This window comes from Dactylosporangium sp. CS-047395 (genome assembly GCF_050942185.1).
Taxonomy (GTDB): Bacteria; Actinomycetota; Actinomycetes; order Mycobacteriales; family Micromonosporaceae; genus Dactylosporangium.
Map to the genome: position 1 here is coordinate 3,277,436 of NZ_CP192015.1, position 20,989 is coordinate 3,298,424.

The 20,989-nt window shown below is 71.7% G+C and carries 24 protein-coding genes, 5 tRNA genes and 2 pseudogenes; 19 read left to right on the plus strand and 12 right to left on the minus strand.

Translation table 11 applies throughout. The features are described from left to right. Positions 1-13 precede the first annotated feature (13 nt). Positions 14-1,615 carry a diguanylate cyclase gene (locus tag ACQP00_RS15345; protein WP_433219489.1) on the plus strand — a complete coding sequence of 534 codons (1,602 nt, stop codon included), beginning with the start codon at positions 14-16 and terminating at the stop codon, positions 1,613-1,615. A gap of 13 nt (positions 1,616-1,628) precedes the next feature. Beyond that, a complete protein-coding gene (locus ACQP00_RS15350) occupies positions 1,629-2,492 on the plus strand; it encodes an SDR family oxidoreductase (protein WP_433219491.1) in 864 nt (287 codons plus the stop codon). 15 nt (positions 2,493-2,507) lie between these two features. Here ACQP00_RS15350 and ACQP00_RS15355 read toward each other — a convergent pair. Continuing rightward, positions 2,508-2,981 (minus strand): annotated as a pseudogene (locus ACQP00_RS15355) (transposase); the annotation flags it as partial. Then, complete coding sequence (locus ACQP00_RS15360; protein WP_433219493.1) at positions 2,923-3,327, minus strand: DNA-binding protein; 405 nt, start codon at positions 3,325-3,327, stop codon at positions 2,923-2,925. The pseudogene ACQP00_RS15355 and the gene ACQP00_RS15360, both read right to left, overlap by 59 nt. Before the next feature lie 66 nt (positions 3,328-3,393). Here ACQP00_RS15360 and ACQP00_RS15365 point away from each other — a divergent pair, with 66 nt between their 5' ends. Then, the gene (locus ACQP00_RS15365; RefSeq protein ID WP_433219495.1) at positions 3,394-4,038 is read left to right on the plus strand and encodes a hypothetical protein; all 645 of its coding nucleotides are present in this window, start codon (positions 3,394-3,396) and stop codon (positions 4,036-4,038) included. Between the two features lie 231 nt (positions 4,039-4,269). Here the strand turns inward: ACQP00_RS15365 and ACQP00_RS15370 are convergent, their stop codons facing one another. Genes ACQP00_RS15370 through ACQP00_RS15380 form a run of 3 tightly spaced genes read right to left on the minus strand, consistent with a single transcriptional unit; the run spans position 4,270 to position 6,968 of the window. Further along, positions 4,270-5,373, minus strand: a complete 1,104-nt coding sequence (locus ACQP00_RS15370) for a DUF2332 domain-containing protein (RefSeq protein WP_433219497.1) — start codon at positions 5,371-5,373, stop codon at positions 4,270-4,272. A 9-nt stretch (positions 5,374-5,382) separates the two neighbouring features. Further along, a complete protein-coding gene (locus tag ACQP00_RS15375) occupies positions 5,383-6,474 on the minus strand; it encodes a hypothetical protein (protein ID WP_433219499.1) in 1,092 nt (363 codons plus the stop codon). Further along, the gene (locus ACQP00_RS15380; protein ID WP_433219501.1) at positions 6,471-6,968 is read right to left on the minus strand and encodes a SigE family RNA polymerase sigma factor; all 498 of its coding nucleotides are present in this window, start codon (positions 6,966-6,968) and stop codon (positions 6,471-6,473) included. The genes ACQP00_RS15375 and ACQP00_RS15380 overlap by 4 nt, the downstream gene beginning before the upstream one ends. Before the next feature lie 403 nt (positions 6,969-7,371). Here ACQP00_RS15380 and ACQP00_RS15385 point away from each other — a divergent pair. From ACQP00_RS15385 to ACQP00_RS15405, 5 genes are all read left to right on the plus strand, one after another. Next, positions 7,372-7,446 (plus strand) — tRNA-Thr (locus tag ACQP00_RS15385). A 19-nt stretch (positions 7,447-7,465) separates the two neighbouring features. Continuing rightward, positions 7,466-7,539 (plus strand) — tRNA-Ile (locus ACQP00_RS15390). A 3-nt stretch (positions 7,540-7,542) separates the two neighbouring features. Further along, positions 7,543-7,615 (plus strand) — tRNA-Arg (locus ACQP00_RS15395). A 12-nt stretch (positions 7,616-7,627) separates the two neighbouring features. Continuing rightward, positions 7,628-7,701 (plus strand) — tRNA-Val (locus tag ACQP00_RS15400). 2 nt (positions 7,702-7,703) lie between these two features. After that, positions 7,704-7,777 (plus strand) — tRNA-His (locus tag ACQP00_RS15405). A gap of 9 nt (positions 7,778-7,786) precedes the next feature. On the opposite strand, the gene ACQP00_RS15410 is transcribed toward ACQP00_RS15405, so the two are convergent. Both ACQP00_RS15410 and ACQP00_RS15415 read right to left on the minus strand, forming a co-directional pair. Next, the gene (locus ACQP00_RS15410) at positions 7,787-8,248 is read right to left on the minus strand and encodes a VOC family protein (RefSeq protein ID WP_433219503.1); all 462 of its coding nucleotides are present in this window, start codon (positions 8,246-8,248) and stop codon (positions 7,787-7,789) included. Between the two features lie 5 nt (positions 8,249-8,253). Then, on the minus strand, positions 8,254-8,679 hold the full coding sequence (locus tag ACQP00_RS15415; protein ID WP_433223863.1) for a helix-turn-helix transcriptional regulator: 426 nt from the start codon (positions 8,677-8,679) through the stop codon (positions 8,254-8,256). A gap of 73 nt (positions 8,680-8,752) precedes the next feature. On the opposite strand from ACQP00_RS15415, the gene ACQP00_RS15420 reads away from it, so the two are divergent. Further along, the gene (locus tag ACQP00_RS15420; RefSeq protein WP_433219505.1) at positions 8,753-11,224 is read left to right on the plus strand and encodes a hypothetical protein; all 2,472 of its coding nucleotides are present in this window, start codon (positions 8,753-8,755) and stop codon (positions 11,222-11,224) included. Here ACQP00_RS15420 and eno read toward each other — a convergent pair. After that, positions 11,199-12,455: a phosphopyruvate hydratase gene (eno, locus tag ACQP00_RS15425; protein WP_433219507.1), complete on the minus strand. Its 1,257-nt coding sequence runs from the start codon at positions 12,453-12,455 to the stop codon at positions 11,199-11,201. The genes ACQP00_RS15420 and eno overlap by 26 nt on opposite strands. Positions 12,456-12,548: 93 nt before the next feature. Here eno and ACQP00_RS15430 point away from each other — a divergent pair, with 93 nt between their 5' ends. The 3 genes from ACQP00_RS15430 to ACQP00_RS15440 all read left to right on the plus strand — a co-directional run bounded on the left by ACQP00_RS15430 (position 12,549) and on the right by ACQP00_RS15440 (position 14,689). Further along, positions 12,549-13,454 (plus strand): MerR family transcriptional regulator, encoded by a 906-nt coding sequence (locus ACQP00_RS15430; RefSeq protein WP_433219509.1) that lies wholly within the window; start codon positions 12,549-12,551, stop codon positions 13,452-13,454. A 5-nt stretch (positions 13,455-13,459) separates the two neighbouring features. Further along, on the plus strand, positions 13,460-13,945 hold the full coding sequence (locus ACQP00_RS15435; RefSeq protein ID WP_433219511.1) for a hypothetical protein: 486 nt from the start codon (positions 13,460-13,462) through the stop codon (positions 13,943-13,945). A 213-nt stretch (positions 13,946-14,158) separates the two neighbouring features. Next, positions 14,159-14,689: an SMI1/KNR4 family protein gene (locus ACQP00_RS15440; protein ID WP_433219513.1), complete on the plus strand. Its 531-nt coding sequence runs from the start codon at positions 14,159-14,161 to the stop codon at positions 14,687-14,689. Positions 14,690-14,748: 59 nt separating this feature from the next. Here ACQP00_RS15440 and ACQP00_RS15445 read toward each other — a convergent pair whose 3' ends face one another. The 4 genes and pseudogenes from ACQP00_RS15445 to ACQP00_RS15460 form a co-directional block, all read right to left on the minus strand. Next, positions 14,749-14,949 (minus strand): hypothetical protein, encoded by a 201-nt coding sequence (locus ACQP00_RS15445; RefSeq protein WP_433219515.1) that lies wholly within the window; start codon positions 14,947-14,949, stop codon positions 14,749-14,751. Positions 14,950-14,981: 32 nt separating this feature from the next. Further along, positions 14,982-15,257, minus strand: coding sequence for an ATP-binding protein (locus tag ACQP00_RS15450; RefSeq protein ID WP_433223865.1), 276 nt, complete (start codon positions 15,255-15,257; stop codon positions 14,982-14,984). Between the two features lie 256 nt (positions 15,258-15,513). Continuing rightward, positions 15,514-15,687, minus strand: a pseudogene (locus tag ACQP00_RS15455) (Mu transposase domain-containing protein); the annotation flags it as partial. 6 nt (positions 15,688-15,693) lie between these two features. Further along, the gene (locus ACQP00_RS15460) at positions 15,694-15,918 is read right to left on the minus strand and encodes a hypothetical protein (RefSeq protein WP_433219517.1); all 225 of its coding nucleotides are present in this window, start codon (positions 15,916-15,918) and stop codon (positions 15,694-15,696) included. Between the two features lie 450 nt (positions 15,919-16,368). On the opposite strand from ACQP00_RS15460, the gene ACQP00_RS15465 reads away from it, so the two are divergent. From ACQP00_RS15465 to ACQP00_RS15495, 7 genes are all read left to right on the plus strand, one after another. Beyond that, positions 16,369-16,758 (plus strand): hypothetical protein, encoded by a 390-nt coding sequence (locus ACQP00_RS15465; RefSeq protein ID WP_433219519.1) that lies wholly within the window; start codon positions 16,369-16,371, stop codon positions 16,756-16,758. 733 nt (positions 16,759-17,491) lie between these two features. Beyond that, positions 17,492-17,674 (plus strand): hypothetical protein, encoded by a 183-nt coding sequence (locus ACQP00_RS15470; RefSeq protein WP_433219521.1) that lies wholly within the window; start codon positions 17,492-17,494, stop codon positions 17,672-17,674. Between the two features lie 288 nt (positions 17,675-17,962). Then, a complete protein-coding gene (locus ACQP00_RS15475) occupies positions 17,963-18,505 on the plus strand; it encodes a hypothetical protein (RefSeq protein ID WP_433219523.1) in 543 nt (180 codons plus the stop codon). Next, entirely contained in the window at positions 18,499-19,467 is a 969-nt protein-coding gene (locus tag ACQP00_RS15480; RefSeq protein ID WP_433219524.1) for a TrmH family RNA methyltransferase, read from the plus strand. The genes ACQP00_RS15475 and ACQP00_RS15480 overlap by 7 nt, the downstream gene beginning before the upstream one ends. 44 nt (positions 19,468-19,511) lie before the next feature. Further along, a complete protein-coding gene (locus ACQP00_RS15485) occupies positions 19,512-20,396 on the plus strand; it encodes a sigma-70 family RNA polymerase sigma factor (protein ID WP_433219526.1) in 885 nt (294 codons plus the stop codon). Continuing rightward, entirely contained in the window at positions 20,393-20,515 is a 123-nt protein-coding gene (locus ACQP00_RS15490) for a hypothetical protein (protein WP_433219528.1), read from the plus strand. The genes ACQP00_RS15485 and ACQP00_RS15490 overlap by 4 nt, the downstream gene beginning before the upstream one ends. A gap of 66 nt (positions 20,516-20,581) precedes the next feature. Continuing rightward, positions 20,582-20,935 (plus strand): YciI family protein, encoded by a 354-nt coding sequence (locus tag ACQP00_RS15495; RefSeq protein ID WP_433219530.1) that lies wholly within the window; start codon positions 20,582-20,584, stop codon positions 20,933-20,935. Positions 20,936-20,989 lie beyond the last annotated feature (54 nt).

Here is a 20,989-nt window from a genome sequence, read left to right on the forward strand (position 1 = left end):
CCGATGTCCGGGCATGGCCGACGAAGCAGACCGCGCAGCGGCGCTCGACGAGACGATCGCGCACCACCCGGGCGCGCTGCTGGGCGCCGTGGGCCCCACCGGGCTCTTCGTCGCGCTGCCGGAGTCGTTGCGGTACACCGGACTGCGCCCCATCGACGGCCCGGCCTCCGCGCTCGGCCTGGCCCGGCCCGAGGACCACCACACGATCATCGAGGCCTGGCAGCGCGTGCTCACCGAGGGCACCGCCGGCTGCCGGTTCCGGCCGCGCTCCCAGCCCGACCACTCGGTGGGGCTGCACCTCATCGACGTCACCGCCGCGCACGGGGTGATCGCCGCCGTCATCACCGGCCTCGACGACAGCGCCGGCGCGCTCGAGCACGAGGACGTGCCGCCGCGGCTCATCACCGTGCGCAAGGACCAGGCCGCGGTGATCACCGAGGCCGATCCGCAGATCCACCGGGTGCTCGGCTGGACCGCCGCCGAGCTCGCCGGGCGGCGCTCGCTCGACCTGGTGCACCCCGACGACCACCAGCGGGCGATCGGGGGGTGGATGGACCTGCTGGCCGTACCGGTGGGGGAGGCCCGGCGCATCCGGCTGCGGCACCTGCACCGCGACGGGCGGGTCATCTGGTTCGAGATCACCAACCACAACCTGCTGCGCGGGGCCGAGCCGTGCGTGCTCGCCGAGATGCTCGACATCACCGACGAGATGGCCGCCGAGGAGGCGCTGCGGGCCAGCGAACAACTCCTGCGCCGGCTCACCGAGGCGCTGCCGATGAGCGTGGTGCAGATCGACGCGCACCGCCGCGTGGTGTACCAGAACGCGCGCGGCGGCCGCATGGTCGGCACCGTCGTCGGCGGCGAGCTCGGCGAGGCGCAGCTGGCCGCGGTGGTCCCCGGCGACCGGCTCGCGGTCGACGCGGTCCTGGACGGCGTCCTGCGCGACGGCGGCGACTACGACATCGAGTACGGCTACCGCGACCCCGAACTCGGCCTGCGCCGCGCCAGCGCCAAGGCCCGCGCGCTCACCACCGCCGACGGCCGGGTCGCGGGAGCGGTCATCTGCCTCGCCGACGTCACCGAGGAGACCCGGCTGCGCGAGGAGCTGCGCCGCCGCGCCACCCTCGACGACCTGACCGGCTGCCGCAACCGCGCCGCCACCCTGGCCGCCCTGACCGAGGCGCTGGCCGCGGCGCGCCTGGGCACCGCCGCCGTCTTCGTCGACCTCAACGAGTTCAAGCTCGTCAACGACCGCTTCGGGCACGCCGCCGGGGACCGCCTGCTCGCCCACGTCGCCCACGTCCTGCGCGGCGCGGTCCGCGACGGCGACGTCGTCGGCCGCCTCGGCGGCGACGAGTTCGTGGTGGTCTGCCGCGACGTGGCCCGCCTGGAGCACGCGCAGAACCTCGCCGCCGGGCTCGGGGCGGCGATCGAGGGCACGCCGCTGGACCTGGCCGGCGCCGTCCTGAAGCCCAAGGCGAGCATCGGGGTCGCCTGGACCCGCCCGGCCGGCCTGGACGCCGACGCGCTCATCGCGCACGCCGACAACAAGATGTACGAGGTCAAGCAGGGACTGCACCCCGTCATGCGGTACCGGCCGACGGTTTTTCCGTGACAAACTGCCCGGCGTGACCTTTCCATTGACGGGGCGCGCCGCCCTCGTGACCGGGGTCAGCCGGCGGGCCGGGATCGGGTTTGCCGTCGCCCGCCGACTGGCCGCGCTCGGGGCGAGCGTGTACCTGCACCACCACGTGCCGCACGACCACGACCAGCCCTGGGGCGCCGACCCCGGCGGCCCGGACGCCGTCGCCGCGGGCGTGGCCGAGGCGCTCGCCGACCCGGCCGCGCGGGTGGCCCACGGTGGCGCCGAACTGGCCGCGCGGCTGGCCCATGGCGGCGCTGATCCGGTCGCGCGGGTGGCCCACGGCGGCGCCGACCTGGCCGACCCGGATGCCCCCGAGCGCGTGGTCGCGGCCGCGTACGCCGAGTTCGGCCATCTCGACATCCTCGTGTGCAACCACGCGCGCAGCGGCGGCGACGGCCCGCTCGGCATCCTGACCGCCGCGATGCTGGACGGGCACTACGCGGTCAACACCCGCGCCACGATCCTGCTGACCCAGGCGTTCGCGGCCCGCCACGACGGACGCCCCGGCGGCCGGGTAGTGTTCATGACCTCGGGGCAGGACCTGGGCCCGATGCGCGACCAGGTGCCGTACGCGGCCAGCAAGGGCGCCCTCGCCTCGATCACCCGCACCCTCGCCGACACGCTCGCCGACCGCGGCATCACCCTCAACACGATCAACCCGGGCCCGGTCGACACCGGCTACGCCCCGCCGGACGTGCACGAACAGGTGCGGCGGCACTTTCCGACCGGCCGCTGGGGCGAGCCCGACGACCCGGCCCGGCTGATCGCCTGGCTCGCCACCGACGACGGCGCCTGGATCACCGGCCAGGTCATCAACACCGAGGGCGGCTTCCGCCGCTTCGACTAGGGCGTGTCCTGCCGATCATGGGAGCCAGATGACGGCGGCGATGAGGACCAGGGTGGCGCGGTAGAGGCTGGCCCGTTTCGCGTAGTGGGCGTCAAGGTCGCGCCGTCGCTTGAGCCGGTTGAAATAGCGCTCCACAACGTTGCGCTGCTGGTAGACGGTGTTGTTGAAGTCTGGTGGGCGCCGGCCGTTGCTGCCTCTGGCGGCGCGGCGGGCGATTTGGTCCGTGCGCTCCGGGATGGTGTGCCGGACACCGCGGCGACGCAACGCTATCCGGGTCGAGTCGCGGGCATAGCCTTGGTCGGCCAGGAGCATGTCCGGACGTTTCCGTGGCGCGTCCGGACCGGGCGGGTTGACGCTGATCGCGTCCAGCAGCCGCAGCTTCGGGCGGCCGGCCGCTGGTGGTGCTGCCGGGCCGCGGAGGGTTTCGGTCTCAACTCCGGGCGGCCAGCCGCTCGTAGCGCTGCCGAGCCGCCTGCGGGGTGCCGAGGCCGAGACTCAGGGCGATGTCCTGCCAGGTCATCCCGCGCTCCCGGGCGGTCTGCAGCAGGTACAGCTCCGTCGCGTCCAGCTCCGCCCGCACGTCCGGCAGCAGTGTCAGCGCCGCCACCAGGTCGGACTCGTCCAGTGCGGGCTCGCCCGGCGCGGGTGGGATCGACCCGGCGGCCATCGCGGCGGCCACCCGCACCACCTCGTGCGGGGCCGCCACGTCGGCGTGCACGTGCCGCGACCGCAGCTCCGGCGAGCCCGCGTGCCGCTCGGTCAGATGCGTCAGCGCCGCATAGACCCGCTCAGCGCGGCGGGCAGCGGGGTCCGGTCGGTCCAGGAGGTCGGTCATACGGGTACCGTAGCACACTTTGTTTTCAACGAAATGTTCAAACGGGTGGTGTGATAGACCGGCAGGATGCGGATCGCGGCTCGGTTCAACGGCCCTCCCGGCTCGGGCAACGGCGGCTACAGCGCCGGCCTGCTCGCCACCCAGCTCGGCCTGGCCCCGGCGGAGGTGACCCTGCGCCGCCCGCCGCCGCTCGACGTCGACCTCACCCTCGACGGCACCCGGCTCCTGCACGGCGCGGACCTGATCGCCGAGGCCCGTGCCACAACCGAAGACAAGCCTGATCTGGTACCGCCCGTTTCCCCCGACGAGGCCGCCGAAGCCTCCAAGCGCTACCCGGGATTCACCGACCACCCGTTCCCGACCTGCTACGTGTGCGGCCCCGAGCGGTCCGACGGCCTCGGCCTGTTCCCCGGCCCGCTGCCGGACAACCGCACCGCCGCACCCTGGCCCGTCCAGTCCACTGTGGACGCGGTCACGATGTGGGCAGCCCTGGACTGCCCGGGCGGCTGGTCCGTCATCGGCGCCGGCCGCCCGTACGTCCTGGGCCGCCTCGCCGTCTGGCTCGACACCCTCCCCACCCCCGGCGACACCTGCGTCGTCATGGGCCAGTACCTCGGCGGCGAGGGCCGCAAGGCGCAGGTCCTGTCCACTGTGTACGGTCCGGCCGGCACCCCGCTCGCCACCGCCCGCGCCACATGGATCGCAATCTGAATCGGACGCCCGTGGGCACACGGCTCGCCACCGCATAGGCGATAAGGATCGCGCTCTGCAATGCGTGCCCGCCGTCTGCGCCAGGGTCGTGGGTCGCGGTCGGCGTCAGCGAGTCATGGGCCTCCCGGTTGCCGCCGTCTGCGCCGGGTCGTGGGTCGCGGTCCGTGTCGGTGAGTCATGAGCCTCCCGGGTTCCCGCCGTCTGCGCCAGTGTCGTGGGTTGCGGTCGGCGTCAGCGAGCCATGGGCCTCCCGGGTGCCGCCGCCTCCGCCGGGTCGGGGAGCGCGGTCTCGGCGATGGGCCGCAGCCACGACCCGTGCAGCGCCGTGAATGCGAGAGGCCGCTCGTCCAGCGACACCAGATAAGCCGCCTCGTCCTTCGGCGCCGGTTCGCGCAGCCGGGCCGCGATGTGCGGGAACACGTCGGCGCCTTCCTGCGACAGCCAGTGCCCGCGCAGCCCGCGCACCTTCTCCACGAACGCGCCGCGCCCCGGCTCCGGGACGTAGTCCAGCACCGCCGTGTGCAGCACCACCAGCGTCGCGTCGGCCGGGGCCTCGGCCGCGAGGGCGTCGAGGCGGTCGTTGAGGTCGCCGGCGACCACCCGCGGCGGGTCGCGCCGGGCCAGCTCGATGGCCGCGTCGAGCCGGGCCCGCCGCTCCTGCTGCTCGGGCCAGACCAGCGTGCGCAGCCACTCGGCGTCCTCGTCGTCGGTGACGTCGAGCGGGTTCAGGTCGATCCCGGCCCGCCAGGCCACCTGAACCGCGCCGGGCGTGACGTCGGGCGCCGGCCCGTCGACGCGGCACCGCAACAGCGGCGCACCGTCGCCGGCCCCGCCGTGCGTGACGTCCGGGGCCGGCCCGTCGACACGGCTCCGCAACAGCGGCGCACCGTCGCCGGCCCCGCCGTGCGTGACCCGGTCGGTTCCCGTGTACTCGTACCCGTACCGCTCCACCAGCAGCAGCAACCCCGCCGAGGCGCCGACCTCCAGCAGCGCGAGGGGCTGTGGCAATGAGGCGAGCGCGGGGTACAGCCCGGCGCACCGCCCCGGCTCGTTGGTCTGCGTGCGCCGGGCCAGCATCGCCGCCACCACCTCGTCGCGCCGGCCGAAGACCGTTTCGCGGAGCTGGCCGTAGCTCGACGGAACCCCGCCGACCAGGCGCGCCGCCGCGAGCAGGAGGTTGGGCTGCCGCTTGGCCGGTGGCAGCCCGTCGAGCAGCGCGAGCATCTCGGGGTCCGCGGCGACGCCCAGGGCCAGCTCCTCGTAGAGCGGGGACGAGCCCCGGGCCATCACCGTGGCGAAGAAGCGGTACTGCTCAGCCGTCCCCGTTTCCCTCATGACCCGAGCCTAGAGCGGCCATTGCTGCGGATCGAACCCGATCGGCTCGATAGTGCCCGCGACCTGGCGCGTGATGTCGGCACTTGCTCCGTACAAGAAGAACCAGGCACCTCCGAAAGTGAACCGCGCCTGGCGATCGTCCGCGGTCAGCCACGTCGCCCGGCCGTTGATGTTCGCCGTCGCGAGCTCGGGCAGGCCGCTGGGCTGCGTGCTGGGGATCGCGGCGTTGTCCATGCTGACGTCCAGCGCCTCGTCCACCGTGCCCGACGACAACCGCAGGTAGGTGCGGCTGACCTGGTTGCCCTTGAACTCCAGCTCGCACCGGATGGGCTGCAGATTCGGCGGCGACCACGGCAACCGGAACGCCGGCCCGCACGAGTGCACCCGGTCGAACCGCAGGCCGTTCGCCGCCGCCAGGATCTTCGCCCGGTCGTCGAGCGAGGTGTTGATCCGCGCGGTCAGGGTGTCGCTGACCGGCCACGTCAGGACGGACCGGATCCCCTTGGTACGGCTGCCCTTGATGTCCGGCGGCGCCTGGTCGTACTGGAAGAGGGTCCCCTCCCGCCCGCCGATGCGCACCTGCGTGGATTTTCCGGTCTGGCGCGTCGGCAGCCGATCGTCCGGCGGCTCGGAGCCGACCCCGACGTAGAGCACGTCACCGTCGGCGCTCTCCAGCGTCATGCTCTCGCTCGCCGGCGGCGTGGCAACCGTGCCGGTCGCGACCAGGCGGTCGGAGTCGGTGAGGTACCGCACCGTCGCCGCCGTGAACGGGGATGCGGTCAGCGTCAGGTGCACCAGCGGCGCCGCCCCCAGCACACCCGGGTCGTCGAGCGGCGAAGGCGCGCCGGGAACGATCCGCCCCGTCGGCAGTGTGGACCCCGTCGCCGGGTTCGGCTCCTCCGGCGGCGGGCGCAGGACCGTCGCCGTGCCCACGGCCACCGCGACCACCGTCAGGACCACCGCCGCCGCCTGGCCCAGGGCCCGCCGGCGCCGCCGCCGCAACCCGCCCGCCCGGGCGCTCGCCAGCAACTTCTCCACGTGCACGTCGTCGTCCGCCGCCCCCGCGAGGCTGGTGCGGACCAGCTCGTCCAGGTCGTTCATGCCCGGCCTCCGTTCAGTGCCCGATCCGGCTCGATCCGGGCGCGCAGCGTGTCCAGCGCGCGCTTCACCTGACTGCGGACCGTCGGCTGCGAACAGTTCAGCAACGCCGCGATGGCGGCATCGTCGAGATCCTCGTAGTAGCGCAGCACCACCGCCGCGCGCTGCTTGGCCGGCAGCCCGCGGATGAGCCGCCAGACCGCGTCCCGCTCCGCCGCCGCGGCGCCCAGATCCACCGGGTCGGGCGAGTCCTCCGGCGCCGCGACCGCCACCTCCCGCGCGCTCGGCCGCCGCCACCGCGAGATGGACGCGTTGACGAGGGCCCGGCGCAGGTACGCGTCCGGCTGCCCGTCCGCCGCGATGCGCTCCCACCGCACGAACGCCCGGGCCAGCACGTCCTGGACGAGGTCCTCGCCCTGATGGCGGTCCCCGGTCAGCAGCCGCCCGAGCCGCACCAGCGCCGGCCCACGCGTGCGCACATAGTCGTCGAAGTCCACTCGGACCCTCCCGCCGCCGTGTGTACCGTCATCCAACTGCACGCGCGGGCGCCCCCCACTGTTGCATCCGCTGTTTTAATCCATTGCCGGGCCGCCATTCGCCGCGTATTGTTGTCCACATCGAACGACACCGGAAGATATGAAGGAGGAGAGCTGCGATGACCACCACCCGACGCGTTCCCCGACCGCATATCATTCCGGTGCGCCGTCCTGTGGGCCGGTGGCGAGGGTAGGCAGCCTGCCGTGACCTCGGCCGCCCGCCCCTTTCGACAGGGACCCGGGCGGTTTTTTCTTGCCCAATTGCGGCCCATTCTTTTTGCATTCCTCGGAAACGACCGGCGCGGTGACCGGACCTGGCCTGGGACCAGGAAGTGCGGGGTTCGACTCCCCGGTTTCCGACGATGCCGATGTAGCTCAGTTCGGTCAGAGCGCTGTCCTGGTACGACAGAGGCCGCCGGTTCGACTCCGGCCTTCGGCTTTCCCCCTTTCCCCTTCCCCCCGTCGCGGCCTGCGTGGTAGAGGCGCCTCGCTGATAACGAGGAGACAGCTGGTTCGACTCCAGCCGACGGGACTTGCCCTGGTAGCTCAGCGGAGAGAGCAGCGGTTTACGAAGCCGTGTGTCGCAGGTTCGATTCCTGCTCGGGGCGCGCAAGTGCAAGGTCCGCGTAGCTCAGCCGGAACGAGCGCCGCTTTCACACAGCGGAGGCCCCAGGTTCGAACCCTGGCGCGGACACGGTGGCCATGGTGTACGGGACTGTGCACATCAGCATGTGAAGCTGAAGGTCCGGGTTCGACTCCCGGTGGTCACCCTCAGTCCGTCAGGCCTTCCCGCCCCAGCGCGCGATGTCGGCCTCGGTGATCTCGATCGGTCCCTTGACGGGTTGCGTCACCCGAACCTGGTTGCCGAACGGATCGCGGAACGCGCAGTCGAGCCCGTACGGCTGCTGCTCGACCCCCTGCGTGAACTCGACCCCGCTCGCCTTGAGCTTGTCGTGCACGGCCTGGCAGTCGTCGGTGGTCAGAATGGCGGCCGTGCCGAGCGCACCCTTGGTGAGCAGATCGCGCAGCTGCGCCGCCGTCTCCTCGCTCATGGCCGGCGGCCCCGGCACCTCGAGCAGCAGGTTGCGCCCGGGGTCGGAGGGCAGCACGATGGTCAGCCACCGCATGAAGCCCAGATCGACGTCCTCGTCGACCTGAAATCCCAGCTTGCCGACGTAGAAGTCGAGGGCCTCGTCCTGGTCCAGCACCCACACCGTGGTGATCGTGATCGCGTTGAACATGCCCTTCACCGTACGGTCGGCACGCTCTCGCCCGCTTCGCCAAAACTGACCGGTCGCAGCCACGCCTTCGCGAAGCACACCGGCACCCGCGCGACGAGCCCCCGCTCCCGGTACTGCGACGGCGCCACCCCCACGACGGCCCGGAACGCCCGGCTGAACGCCCCGAGACTGTCGAACCCGACCCGCAGCCCGACGTCGGTGACACTGCTGGCCGGATCGCGCAACAGCGCCATGGCCCGCTCGATCCGCCGCCGCTGCAGGTACCGGTGCGGCGTCTCGCCGAACGTGGCCCGGAACGTCCGGCTGAGGTGCCCCTCCGACATGAGCGCCAGCCTGGCCAGCGCGGGCAGATCGAGCCGCTGCGCATAGTCCCGGTCCATCGCGTCCCGGGCCCGCAGCAGCCGCCGGTTCTGATCCTCGGACGCCGACATCCCCACACCGGCGAGCTTAGGCCCTGTGCCGTGCTCCGCCGCATCGGCCGCGGCTGGATGGCAGACTGGCCCGATGCCGGCCGACGAGCTCAACAACCGGGCGCTGGAGCAGTTGGCCGCGGGCCTGACCACCGACGCCGCGGCCACGTTCGCGATGGCGCTGGAGGCGGACCCCCGGCACCCGGCGGCCGCGTACAACGCCGGGCTCCTGCGCTGGCGGTCCGGGCTGACGACCGACGCCGCACTGGTCGATGAGCTCGACGCCATCCGCTGCGAACAGCCGGACCGGTCCGAACCGGGCGAGCTGCTCGGCCGGGTCCACCTGGAGCGCGGCGACCTGCCCGCGGCCCGGAGCCGCGGCGTGCCCCCACCCGACGGCGTGGTGGATGCGGCGCTGCTCGGGGAGGCGCACTGCCCGTGGCTGCCACCGCTACGGTCCAACCGGGACCTGCCGGACCTGGCCCTCGCGTACTCCGCCGACGGCCGCCTGCTCGTCTCGGGCCACCGCGACCGGGTGCTGCGGGTGTGGCGGGACGGTGTGTTGGAGCGGGAGCTGATCGGCGCGGAGGGCGAGATCCGGGCCGCCGCGGTACACCCGGATGGCCACCTCGTCATCGCCGCGGGCCGCGATTCGCGCATCCGGCTGTGGGACCTGGAGACCGGCGAACCGTGCGGCGTCCTCGACGGGCACGACCGCGACGTCATGGCCCTCGCCGTGAGCCCCGACGGTCACCTGCTGCTGTCGGGCGGCTACGACCGTACGCTCCGGCTGTGGCGTCTCCCGGCGGGTGAACCGGTAACCGCCCTCCGGCAGGACGACTGGGTCCAGTGCGTGGCCCTGTCCGCGGCGGGCCTGGCGCTGGCCGGTTCGTTCGACGGCTTCCGCCTGTGGAACGTCACCACCGGCGACCTCCTGCACCACTGGCCGTCGACCCGCCCGCCGGGCGCCGCCGCCTTCACCCCCGACGGCCGCTACGCGATCAGCGCCGACTCCGAGGCGATCCATCTCAGGGACGTCCACAGTGGACAAGTCGTGCACTCGTTGCGCGGCCACCGGCGCGGGGTGCGTAGCATGGTTGTCGCACCGGACGGGCGGCATCTGCTCAGCGGCGGGTACGACGGGACCGGCAGGTACTGGGAGCTCGCCCCGATCGCCGACGGAGCCGAGGTTGCCGGACGGTGCCTGCGGACGTTCCCGGCGGGCGGCCAGGTCGCGGCCGCCTGGATCTCGGCGGACGGGACGACGGCGCGAACGGGCGCCGTGACCGGGATCGAACGCCGATGGCAGTTGCCCGGGTTGTACCGCGCGTCGCTTCAGCCCAGCCCACAGCACCCGGCCGGGGTGTTGGCGGCGCGGGCCAACCGGTTCGAGGATCTCCTGGCCGCGGCCGGGCGGCCGGACGCGGATCGCCCGGCCACGCTCGAAGCGGCGCGAGCCGTTCCCGGCTACGAACGCAACGCACGCGTCCTCGCCGCCTGGCGAACGCTCGGCTCGCTCCCACGCGGCAGCCTGCGCGCGGCCTGGACGGTGCGGACGCTCACCGGCCACACCGCGCCCATCGTCGGCGTGGCCCTCGACGAGCACTGCGCGGTCACCGCCGGCCTCGACGGCACGGCCCGGGTGTGGTCCGACAGCGGCGACCACGTGCTGCACGGCCATGAGGGCCGGGTCCACGCTGTCGCCGTGCACGCCTCCACGACCGTCCTCACCGGCGGCCAGGACGGCACCCTGCGCGTCTGGCGACTGGCCGAGCCCCACGACCCGGCAGCCAAGGACGCCACACCCCGGTCGACGGCCGACCCCGCCAGGCCCGACACCAGCGCCCACGAGTCCGGCGCGCGTGAGTCCGGCGCGCGTGAGTCCGGCGCGCGTGAGTCCGGCGCGCGCGAGACCGGCGCCGAGTGCGTTGGCGTGCTCGCCGGGCTCGGCCACGCCGTCTGGGCCGTAGCGCTCAGCCCTGACGGGCGCCAAGCCCTCGCCGGCACCGCCCGCGGCCGCCTCGTCCTGGTCGACGTGGCCACCGCCCGGATCGTGGCCGAGCTCGCCGGGCACACCGACGGCATCAAGACGGTCGCGTTCAGCCCCGACGGCCGCCAAGCCCTCAGCGGCGGCTACGACCGGACGCTCCGCCTGTGGTCCATGCCGTCCGGGGAGCCCGTCAACGTGTACCGCGGCCACGAGGGCGCCATCACGTCCGCCGCCTTCGGATCCGGCTTCCTCGTGTCGGCCGGCCACGACCGGACCCTCCGCCGCTGGGGTCCCACCGCCGCCGTCCTTCCCTCCACCCTACTCACCCAAGGTGTCAACGCGGTGTCAGTCACCGGCGACGGACGGTTCGTGATCGCGGCCGGCACCGACACCAAACTCCGATTGTACTCCACAGTGGACGGCCAGCCGGTCGCCACCCTTCCGGGGCACCGGGGTGAGGTGCAGGCGGTGGCGACCGGGGCCGGTGACTGGTATGCGCTGTCGGGCGACCTCGACGGTGTGGCCCGCGTCTGGTACCTCGACTGGGAGCTCAGATCCGGCCGAACGGAAGGTTGAGCTCCTCCTCGATGCGGATCAGACGGTTGTACTTCGCGGTGCGGTCCGAGCGGGACACCGAGCCGGTCTTGATCTGGCCGCACCCCGTGGCCACGGCCAGGTCGGCGATCGTGGTGTCCTCGGTCTCGCCGGAGCGGTGGGACATGACCACGCGGTAGCCGGCCCGCCGGGCGGTGTCCACCGTGGACAGTGTTTCGGTCAGGGTGCCGACCTGGTTGACCTTGATCAGGATGGCGTTGGCGTAGCCGTCGTCGATGCCCGCCCGCAGGCGCGCCGCGTCGGTGCAGAAGACGTCGTCGCCGACCAGTTGGGTGGTCGCGCCCTCGCGGTCGGTCAGGAGTTTCCAGCCGGCGAGGTCGTCCTGGGCCATCGGGTCCTCGATGGAGACGATGGGGTACCGGCGCAGCAGGCCGGACAGGTAGGCGACGTGCTCCTCGACGGAGCGGCTGACGCCCTCGCCGGCGTAGTCGTAGGCGCCGCCCTTGAAGAACTCCGACGCCGCCGGGTCGAGGCAGATGGCGACGTCGGTGCCGGGCTCGTAGCCGCTCGCCGTGATCGCCTCGAGGACGAACGTGAGCGCCTCGTCGGCCGTGGTGAACTGCGGGGCGAAGCCGCCCTCGTCGCCGACGTTGGTGTTGTGGCCGGCGGCGGCCAGCGAGCGGCGCAGGGTGTGGAAGATCTCCGAGCCCATCCGCACGGCCTCGAAGAACGTCGGCGCGCCGACCGGGCTGATCATGAACTCCTGGAAGTCCAGCGGGTTGTCGGCGTGCGCGCCGCCGTTCACGATGTTGATCATCGGCCGGGGGAGGCGCGGTTCGGTGTCGCGGCGCAGGAACCGGTACAGCGGCACGCCCTTCGCCGCCGCGGCCGCCTTCGCCGTCGCCAGGGAGATGCCGAGGATCGCGTTGGCGCCGAGGCGGGACTTGTTGGGGGTACCATCGCAATCGATGAGCGCGGCATCGACCGCGGCCTGATCCTCGGCGTCGAGGCCCCGCACGGCGTCGGCGAGCGGTCCGGTGGCGTTGGCGACCGCCGTGGCGACGCCCTTGCCGTGGAAGCGTTTCGGGTCGCCGTCGCGCAGTTCGATCGCCTCGGCGGCGCCGGTCGACGCGCCCGAGGGCACCGCGGCCCGGCCGAGCGAACCGTCGGCGAGGCGGACGTCGACCTCGACCGTCGGGTTGCCGCGGCTGTCGAGGATCTGCCGTGCGGCCACTGCTTCGATGACTGTCATGAGGCTGAATCCTGGCAGCTCAGGGGCGCTCGGCGCGACGCGATGACGCTCACCTTGACCCGCACCCCAGGGTTCGGGTTTATCGTGGCGGGCATGCGCGTGGGGGAGCTGGCGCGGCGCTCGGGGAGCACGATCCGGGCGCTGCGGTACTACGAGTCGCTCGGCCTGGTCGTGCCGCGCCGGATGGCCAACGGGTACCGCGAGTACGACCCGATCGCCGAACGGCTCGTCGTGCAGATCCGCGAGCTGACCGCGCTCGGGCTGACCGTCGAGGAGACCCGGCCCTTCGTGGAGAGCCTGGCCGCCGGGGCCGACGAGTCGGACGTGTGCGCGGCGGCCTTGGTGACGTACCGTAGCGCTATTGTGGGTCTGCAGTCACGCATCGGCCAGCTGACCGCCCAGCGGGACGCGCTCGAGGCTCGCCTCGCGCTGGTGAACGTCACCGGAAACCCCGACATCTCCGGGCACGCCGTGGAGCCGGCGTCGCTCGTCGGCCGCGCCCTGCCCGACGAGGAGATCTTCGCGACCAACGGCGAGGTGGTGAACCTCGGCCGGCTCGGCCCAGGGCGGACGATCCTGTTCGTGTACCCGCTAACCGGCCGCCCCGGCGTCGACCTGCCCGACGGCCTGCTCGAGATACCGGGCGCGCGCGGCGGCACCGAACAGGCCCGCTGGTTCCGGGACCACCACGGGGAACTCCTCGGCGCCGGAGCCGCGCGGGTCTACGGCCTGTCCGCGCAGTCCGCCGGCTACCAGCGGGAACTCGCGCACCGGCTGCGGCTGCCGTACCCGCTGATCCCCGACCCGCGCCTCACGCTCGCCGCCGCGCTCGGCCTGCCCACGTTCACGGCCGGCGAGATGACCCTCTACCGCCGGCTCACCCTGGTCGTCTGCGACGACGTGATCGAGCACGTCTTCCATCCCATCCCGGCGCCGTCGACCCACGCCAACGAAGTGCTGCGCTGGCTCAACCGGCTCTGGACCCGCTCACTAGCCTGATGCTCATGGGGCACTCCATCACGGCGCTGCTGCTGCGGGGCCCGGTCGACGAGGACGCCGCGCGGGAGTGGGACGTCGAGGTCGTGCCGCTGGCGCAGGGCATCTCGCTCGTCCACGTCACGCACTACTACGCCGCCGTGTGGCAGTTTCGCCGCAGGCGCTCCGGCGATTTGGACGTGCCCGCGACGGTACCGCCGATCTTCCCGACCGAGGCCGTGCTCCTCGACCTGGCCGCGGCGCTCGCTGCGGGGCCGTTCGCCCTGATCCAGACCGACTACTTCGGCGGCGTCGGGGACCAGTGGGCCTGCCTCTACGACGCTTCCGGCCGCCGCGACCCCGCCGTGCACACCATCAACGACGCACTGCGTGCGCTCGGGGTCCGGGGCGCCGGCTCCACCGACGCATTCGACGAGGTCGGGCTGGGACGTCACCGGCACACACCGGAGCGGCTCGAGCGGTACGAGACGTTGTGCGACGAACTCGGGCTGTGAATGTCTGACTGTGACGGTCATGAGTGGCCCCATCGGGGCCGTGGTAGGCGGCCCCACCAGGTGCCATCGGACGATGCGATGCGGCAACGCGTTGCTCGGTGGTGAACAGATGGGCAGCGACGCGTGTGACGGGGCATTCTGACCCACCCGGGGTTGCTGCCGGGGTGCTATCAGTGGATAGCCCGGGCTGACTGACATCGGCGACCTCGACTCGTGACGCATGAGATCATGATCGGCGTGGCGTCGTTCGACCATGTTGCGGCCAGCTTCTGGCAGCCGGGCAGTGAGCATCTTCAGCTGCCGCCGTTGACGGACGAGCTGGTTTTCGACGCGGAGCGAAAACTCAAGGTCACGCTGCCGCCTGATCTTCTCCGCCTGCTTCGGCTTCAGAACGGCGGTGTCGTCGCCGATTCCTGGGATGCGTGCCCCGCGGAGACGAATTTCCATGCAGCCGATCACGTCCCCTTCGAGCACCTTTATGGGATCGGGCCAGGCGGACGAGCCGAGACCATGACGCTGCTCGACACCCCGTATCTGGTGCAGGAGTGGGAGCTTCCGTCACCGGTGGTCCTGCTCAGCGGTGCGGGGCACTCTTGGATCGCCCTCGATTACCGGGCATGCGGATCTGGAGGCGAGCCGGCGGTCGTGTGGATCGACAATGAGATGAACCACGAACTTCCGCTTGCGCCGGACTTCGATGCTTTCGTCGAGCGTCTGAGGGCGTCGGCCGCCTTCCCCGAATGAGCACGCGACGGACCGTACTAGCGGTCGTGGGTCAGACCTATCGAGGCGGAGTGTGTGAGCTAGAAGGGTTGTTCTCCCGGGTGCCGGGTAGCGGGTTCGCCGGTTTCGGGTTGCCAGTGGTCGATGTCGTCGGGCCAGCGAGCGGGCTGGCCATCATCGTTCCAGAAGCCGGTCTCCTTGCCGGTCGCGGCGAGCGCAGCGTTGAGCCTGGCGCGTTCTGCCGGGCGGGGAGCGGTGAGGTCACCGGGTACGTCGTTCATGCTGTGATCACCGGCCGGGATGGCGCCGGGCCTCAGTCCCGAGGTTGGGCCTGTTCGACGACGGTGGTTCGGGTGCCGCCGAAGGTGAGCCGGTCGACGATCGCGGCGCAGAGCCGGGGGTCGGTGAAGGTCTTGGTCAAGCCGGAGAACGCGTCGTTGGACGCGATCGCGACGGAGGCTTTCTCCTCGCGTTCGGTGAGGACCTGGAAGAGCAGTTCGGCGCCGCGTTTTGTCGAGTCCATGTAGCCGAGCTCGTCGATGCAGAGCAGGTCGACGCGGACGTAGCGTGCGAAGGTCTTGGTGAGTATTGCGCGACGCTGGGCAGCGGCTGCGGGTCCGGTGGGAGGCCGCCGATCACCGCGGCGGGGTCGGCCAGGCGCCGTTCGGTGAGGCTGACCACTCGAGCGCCGCAGCCGTGGGACGGCGGCCAGGACAGCTGCGGTCGGTGGGGTACCTGCTGGCGCCGGGCTTGCGGGTGAACACCTTTAGGTAGTGATCCAAAACGGAGCCTTCCGCGACCGCGCGTGGATGCCGGGCGACTCCCCGCTGGCCGTCCAGGACGACCACCTCGGACGCGCGCAGCAGCACCCGGACCTGCCGGCCGATCAGCCGGGCCGGGACCGAGTAGTGGCAGCAGCGGACCGTGACCCGGCCGAACCGGTCGACCCGCGGCGTGAGCCACAGCCCGGTCTCGAACGCGTCGCTGGGCAGCGGGCGCAGCAGCGGCCGCTCGGTCAGGAAGTCCTACCCGACCGTGGTCGTCCTGCCGGTGATCTGGCGGGCGTTCTCCGCCGCGTCGACTTGGTCGATGACCGCGTTGAGCTCGGCCAGGTCGGCGACGACCGGGACCGAGGTGAGGTGGGCGCGGCGGAGCCGGCCGACCTCGCCCTCGACGCCGCCTTTCACCTGGGCGCCTTCGACGCCGGGCAGGCAGTAGGACGGGTCGAAGCCGATCCTCCGTGAGTTCACGAATACTGATGGCTGCAGATGTAGAACTCAGGTGCTGGGTGCTCATTCGGGGCTTGGCCGGTGCGTGAGTTCGGACGCGTGTCGGCGTACGGGCTCCTGTGCAGAGCCAGGTGCGCCAATGTGCAGAGGCCCGGGGCGACGTTACGCCGGCCGCCCTGATGAGGTACGTCTTTTCCTCACGATGAGCTCTCAGCGGACGTGAGCGACCGCTCGGATCGTGGCCATGAGCGGTAACGTGATCACAGGAGTCACGGTTATGAACATCCGCTGGATTACTGACAAGTGTCTCGGATTGCTTAAGCCGAGTCGGCCTCGAACATTGACCGAGTGGCGACGAGCGGCCATCGAAACGACACAAAGCGCGCGCCAGCAGCACGATGTGTACGCCGACGCACCAGGCGAATCCTGTTTGTCGGGCCTGTTGCAGTCCGGGCAAGGCCAAGGAGGATCATGGTGTCCCATCCGGAACAGAGTCAGGAACCGCACGATATTCTGTGGCGGAACGTTCAGGTGCTGCGTGACGTCCTTCGGACTCTATCGGAGCAGGCGCGGGATGCCGGAGACGGCCGAGCGGCGGACGCCCGCAGCTTCGTGGATCGAAAGCTGGGGGAGATCGCTCGAGGGTCATCCTTGGACGACCTACGGGACGATCTGGAATTGTTGTATCGAAAGATCATTGCGCTTGCGGTGAGTGTGCTTGGAGACATCACAGTGGCGCCGGCCTTCATTGGATCTGCACGTATGCTTCTGAGCATTATCAAACCAGATCTTACCGATGATGAGCTTGGTGCTCAAATCGAACAAAGCATGGACCGTGCGATCGCGGATGCTGATGAGTAAGCTTTCCTCTCGGCCCGCCACCCGCGGGCTGCACCGGCAAAATTGACGCCAGCACAGCCCGCTCTCGTTGCTCGATAACGATGCGCCGCGCCCGCCAATGATCCAAGCCTATGCCCGCGAACCCGAACGCTGCGGGAAGGCGTCGCATGGCATAGGCGCAGGGAACACTAACGGCTCGGCGGGTTGTTCTCGTCCTTCATTTCCAGATGCGTGCCGCACACCGGGCAGCAACCAATCTGGCCGGACGGCGACTTGAAGTCACTGATTGCGTCGCCCGGAAGGAACTTGAAGCAGACTCGGCAGAACGGGCGCCAGGCCATAGGTCAACCTCCTCGAAATACTACTATGTACCTAGATTATCTGCGCCGAAGAGTGGGCGGTGGAATTGGATGTTCCGGCTGGATCGACCGACGGTTGACGACTCTGCAAATATGATCCGCGGCAATCTGAGTATGAAAGGCCGAGCCGTACCGTCTGTCGCTCCACGCAGTAGATGGCGCACTCAGCAATCTCCTCTACGTGCTCTCGACTCGATCGATCACACCGGCGCGTGCGTATCCACTCATCGGCCATGAGGGGAAGCCGGCAAGGGGACGGCCGCTGTGTACTCGGTGGCGTATGCGGCCCTGCACTACAGGTCGTACGCCGACAACGCGGACGGTTCGGCGGCGCTGGTCGCCGCGGTGGCGTAGCGGAGACCGGTTCGGGCGCTGAGGCCGAACATGGTCGCGATGTGCAGCGGATCTGCGCCGGTGGCGACGGCTTCGTCGACGAGCCGGTCTTCACGCAGTTTGGCGAGCGTGATGGGCAGGTCGCGGACGAGGGTGGTGAGCCAGTAGTCGCTGACCGGTTCGTGGTCGTGCGCGGTGCGGAGGGTGATGAGCAGGTGCGGGTTGCCGGTGTTCGGCCAGCGTGACCGTCGCTCGGCCAGATACTCGCAGGCGCGGCACTGGCCGCCGTGGCAGCCCCAGGCCAGGCACTGCCGGCAGCTGTCTGCAGGTCGGGGTGCCCGCCGTCCGCGGCGGCGGGCACGGAGCTCACCGGTCGCCCAGGCGTCCTCGATGTGGCTGCGTCCAACGTGGACCTGAACAGAATGTCGGACGCCTCGCGGCCCGACATTTCGGACTTATACCCCGACAGGGGATTCATATATGCCTTGCTCCCCCGCGGTGATCACTGCTATCAACAAGCGTGTGATGGCCTCTTGAGTCGTACGTTGCACACCGACCCCTACCACCTGCGCGCCGCCCGCCGTCCGCACGCCGTGCCGATCCGGGTGCGGCCGGCCCGGCCGGGCTTCGTGCATCCGGCGTCCCCCGCCGACATCGCCGAGTTGCTCGAGGCGTTCGGCCCGGCCGCGACCTACGGTCTGCGCCGCATCGAGCTGCGCCAAGGTATCGGCACCGCGCTGGCCGCGCTGCGCGTGCCGGGCGTCATCCTGCTGTTCGAACAGCGCACCCCGCCGTGGTACCTGGCCGGGCGGCTGCGGCGGTCCGCCCTGCTCCGGCTGGAGCGCGCCGGTGCGATCGTCGAACCGGGCAGCACGACCACGCGCGTGGACTGGCCGCGCGGGACGTTGCGCGATTTCGTGCTCTTCGACGGTCTCATGCACGAGATCGGCCACCACACGATCCAGCATTCGGCCAACAAGCACCGGACGCCGACCATGCGCACCGCCGACCACGAGCGGCGTGCGGACGCGTTCGCGGCCCGGGCCCGGGCGGCCGTCGCGGTGGCGCCATGGTGAGCCTCGTCGGCGACGGGATCGAGAACCCGGCGAACGCCACGGCCCTCACGGAGGCCGCCGAGATGTTCGCCGTGCCGTGCCGGTTCCGCGACAGCCGCGACCTCGCGTCGCACCTGCCCGGGCTGTCCACGGTGGACACCGCCGGGCTGCTCGCCACGCCGATCGTCGCGGTCGACAACGCTCCGGGCGCCGAATCGGTGTACAACATCCGCCGGGTCCACGATGGAGCGTCCATTGTGGTCGGCAACGAGCGCCGGGGCATTCGGCCGGACCTGTTGCGCGCCGCCGCGCACACGGTGCAGATTCCGATGCCCGGGCGCGGGGTCAACACGCTCAACGTGGCCACCGCGGCCGCCGTCGCGCTCTACTATCTGGGCGGAGCCACGGGCCGGCGTCCCGCGCGCCGGTCGTCGCGGCCCGGCGTGCTGCTCGCCGCACCGCGCGACCACGTCGAGGCGGGCAGTTCGCTGCGCTCCGCGGCCGCGTTCGGCTGGTCGGCGGTGGCCGTCGAGGATCGTGACAAGGTGTGGTTCGGCACACCCCGGCCCCTGCGCGCCGAGTCCCGCGCGGCGGCCCGCAGTCACCGCAACCCGCTGCGCGTGTTTCCGAGCGAAGGACCCGATCCGGTGTACTCCCGGATCGTCGTCTGCTCCCCCACCTCCGACGGCCCGCCGGTACACCGGACGGACCTCACCGGCACCGGAACGCTCGTCGTCATCCCGGACGAGGGCTGGGAGCCGCCGCCGTCGCGCGCGGTGGAGTGGGCCCGGGTCGACGTGCCGGGCGTGCCGGGCCGCTACCGCCTCGTCACCGGCATCGTGCTGGCCGAGGTCGCCCGCCAGCTCGGCGAGCCGGCGAAGGCCCGCCCGCCCCGACGGGGCCTCTCCTACGGCAGCGAGCTCGACCTGGCCGCTCCGGACGGCGGCGAGCTGCTCTTTCCCTGGGAGCTCGGGCAATACTGAGCAGCGCTCCCGGAGGAGGATCGACCGTCGAGAGGGGACCTGGCGTGGACGAGCGCGAAGGGCTGGCCGAGCAGTTCGAGGCGCACCGGGCGCGGCTGCGGGCGGTGGCGTTCCGGATGCTCGGCTCGGCCGCCGAGGCCGACGACGCCGTCCAGGACGCCTGGATTCGGGTGAGCCGCGCCGGGGCCGAGGGCGTGGACAACCTCGCCGCCTGGCTCACCACGATCGTGGCGCGGGTCTGCCTGAACCAGCTCCGCGCGCGCACCCAGCGCCGCGAGGACCCGCTCGACGTGCACGTGCCCGACCCGATCGTCAGCCCGGCGGCCGGGGTCGATCCCGAGCACGAGGCGCTGCTCGCCGACTCGGTGGGGCTGGCGTTGCTCGTGGTGCTCGAGACGCTCACCCCGGCCGAGCGTCTGGCATTTGTACTGCACGACATGTTCGCCGTCCCGTTCGACGACATCGCGCCGATGCTGGAACGCTCACCCGCCGCCACCCGCCAGCTCGCCAGCCGCGCCCGGCGCCGGGTGCAGGGCCGGCCGACCGTCCCCGACCCGGACGTCAGCCGCCAGCGCGCGGTCGTGGACGCGTTCTTCGCCGCGTCGCGCGACGGCGACTTCGCCGCGCTCGTCGCGGTGCTCGACCCGGACATCATCCTGCGCTCGGACGGCGGCCCGACCCGGCCGCGCCTCACGTTCACGCTGCACGGCCCGGAGCAGGTGGCCACCCAGGCCCTGGCGTCGTCGCGGCTCTCCCCGTTCGTCTACCCGGCCCTGATCAACGGCGCGGCCGGCGTCGTGGTGGCGGCGAGCCCGGACCGGCCGCTGTTCGTGATGGCCTTCACCGTGACCGCGGGCCGCATCGTCGCGATCGACGTCCTGGCCGACCCCGACCGGCTGCGCGCCCTCGACCTCGACACCCTGCGGTGAACGGTGAAGTCGTCGATTTCGGGACCCCGGCTGCGTCATGGTGGCAACGGACGATCGCGATCGACGTCCTGGCCGACCCCGACCGGCTGCGCGCCCTCGACCTCGACACCCTGCGGTGAACGGTGAAGTTGTCGATTTCGGGGCCGCGGCTGCGTCATGGTGGCAACGGACGATGAGGAGAGGTCATGCAATACGCGCTGTTGCTGTACGGTGACGAACAGGTGTGGCAGGCGACCGGCGAGGCCGCCAGGCAGGAGATCTACGCCAAGCACGAGCGGTTCATCAAGCTGCTCATGGAGCGCGGCGCCCTGCGGGGCGGGGCCGAGCTCGCGCCGACCGGGGCCGCGACCACGCTGCGCCGGGACGGTGCCGCGACCAGCGTGACCGACGGGCCGTTCGCGGAGACGAGCGAGCAGCTCGCCGGGTTCTACCTGATCGAGGCGGCCGACCTGGACGAGGCCCTGGCCCTGGCGCGGGAGCTGCCTTCGGGCGTGATCGAGGTGCGGCCGATGGTGCCCGGACCCGAGGCGGCCGGCTGAGCTCCGCGCACCGGGACGAGGTCGAGCGCGCGTACCGCGAACACGGGCCGCGCC

Bases quoted from the DNA above. Each gene is read 5' to 3' on its own strand.
- eno (WP_433219507.1), bottom strand. From the start codon at position 12,455: ATGACAGTCATCGAAGCAGTGGCCGCACGGCAGATCCTCGACAGCCGC.
- ACQP00_RS15345 (WP_433219489.1), top strand. From the start codon at position 14: ATGGCCGACGAAGCAGACCGCGCAGCGGCGCTCGACGAGACGATCGCG.
- ACQP00_RS15365 (WP_433219495.1), top strand. From the start codon at position 3,394: ATGCGGATCGCGGCTCGGTTCAACGGCCCTCCCGGCTCGGGCAACGGC.
- ACQP00_RS15375 (WP_433219499.1), bottom strand. From the start codon at position 6,474: ATGAACGACCTGGACGAGCTGGTCCGCACCAGCCTCGCGGGGGCGGCG.
- ACQP00_RS15360 (WP_433219493.1), bottom strand. From the start codon at position 3,327: ATGACCGACCTCCTGGACCGACCGGACCCCGCTGCCCGCCGCGCTGAG.
- ACQP00_RS15465 (WP_433219519.1), top strand. From the start codon at position 16,369: ATGGTGTCCCATCCGGAACAGAGTCAGGAACCGCACGATATTCTGTGG.
- ACQP00_RS15370 (WP_433219497.1), bottom strand. From the start codon at position 5,373: ATGAGGGAAACGGGGACGGCTGAGCAGTACCGCTTCTTCGCCACGGTG.
- ACQP00_RS15415 (WP_433223863.1), bottom strand. From the start codon at position 8,679: ATGTCGGCGTCCGAGGATCAGAACCGGCGGCTGCTGCGGGCCCGGGAC.
- ACQP00_RS15410 (WP_433219503.1), bottom strand. From the start codon at position 8,248: ATGTTCAACGCGATCACGATCACCACGGTGTGGGTGCTGGACCAGGAC.
- ACQP00_RS15430 (WP_433219509.1), top strand. From the start codon at position 12,549: ATGCGCGTGGGGGAGCTGGCGCGGCGCTCGGGGAGCACGATCCGGGCG.
- ACQP00_RS15435 (WP_433219511.1), top strand. From the start codon at position 13,460: ATGGGGCACTCCATCACGGCGCTGCTGCTGCGGGGCCCGGTCGACGAG.
- ACQP00_RS15445 (WP_433219515.1), bottom strand. From the start codon at position 14,949: ATGAACGACGTACCCGGTGACCTCACCGCTCCCCGCCCGGCAGAACGC.
- ACQP00_RS15495 (WP_433219530.1), top strand. From the start codon at position 20,582: ATGCAATACGCGCTGTTGCTGTACGGTGACGAACAGGTGTGGCAGGCG.
- ACQP00_RS15420 (WP_433219505.1), top strand. From the start codon at position 8,753: ATGCCGGCCGACGAGCTCAACAACCGGGCGCTGGAGCAGTTGGCCGCG.
- ACQP00_RS15480 (WP_433219524.1), top strand. From the start codon at position 18,499: ATGGTGAGCCTCGTCGGCGACGGGATCGAGAACCCGGCGAACGCCACG.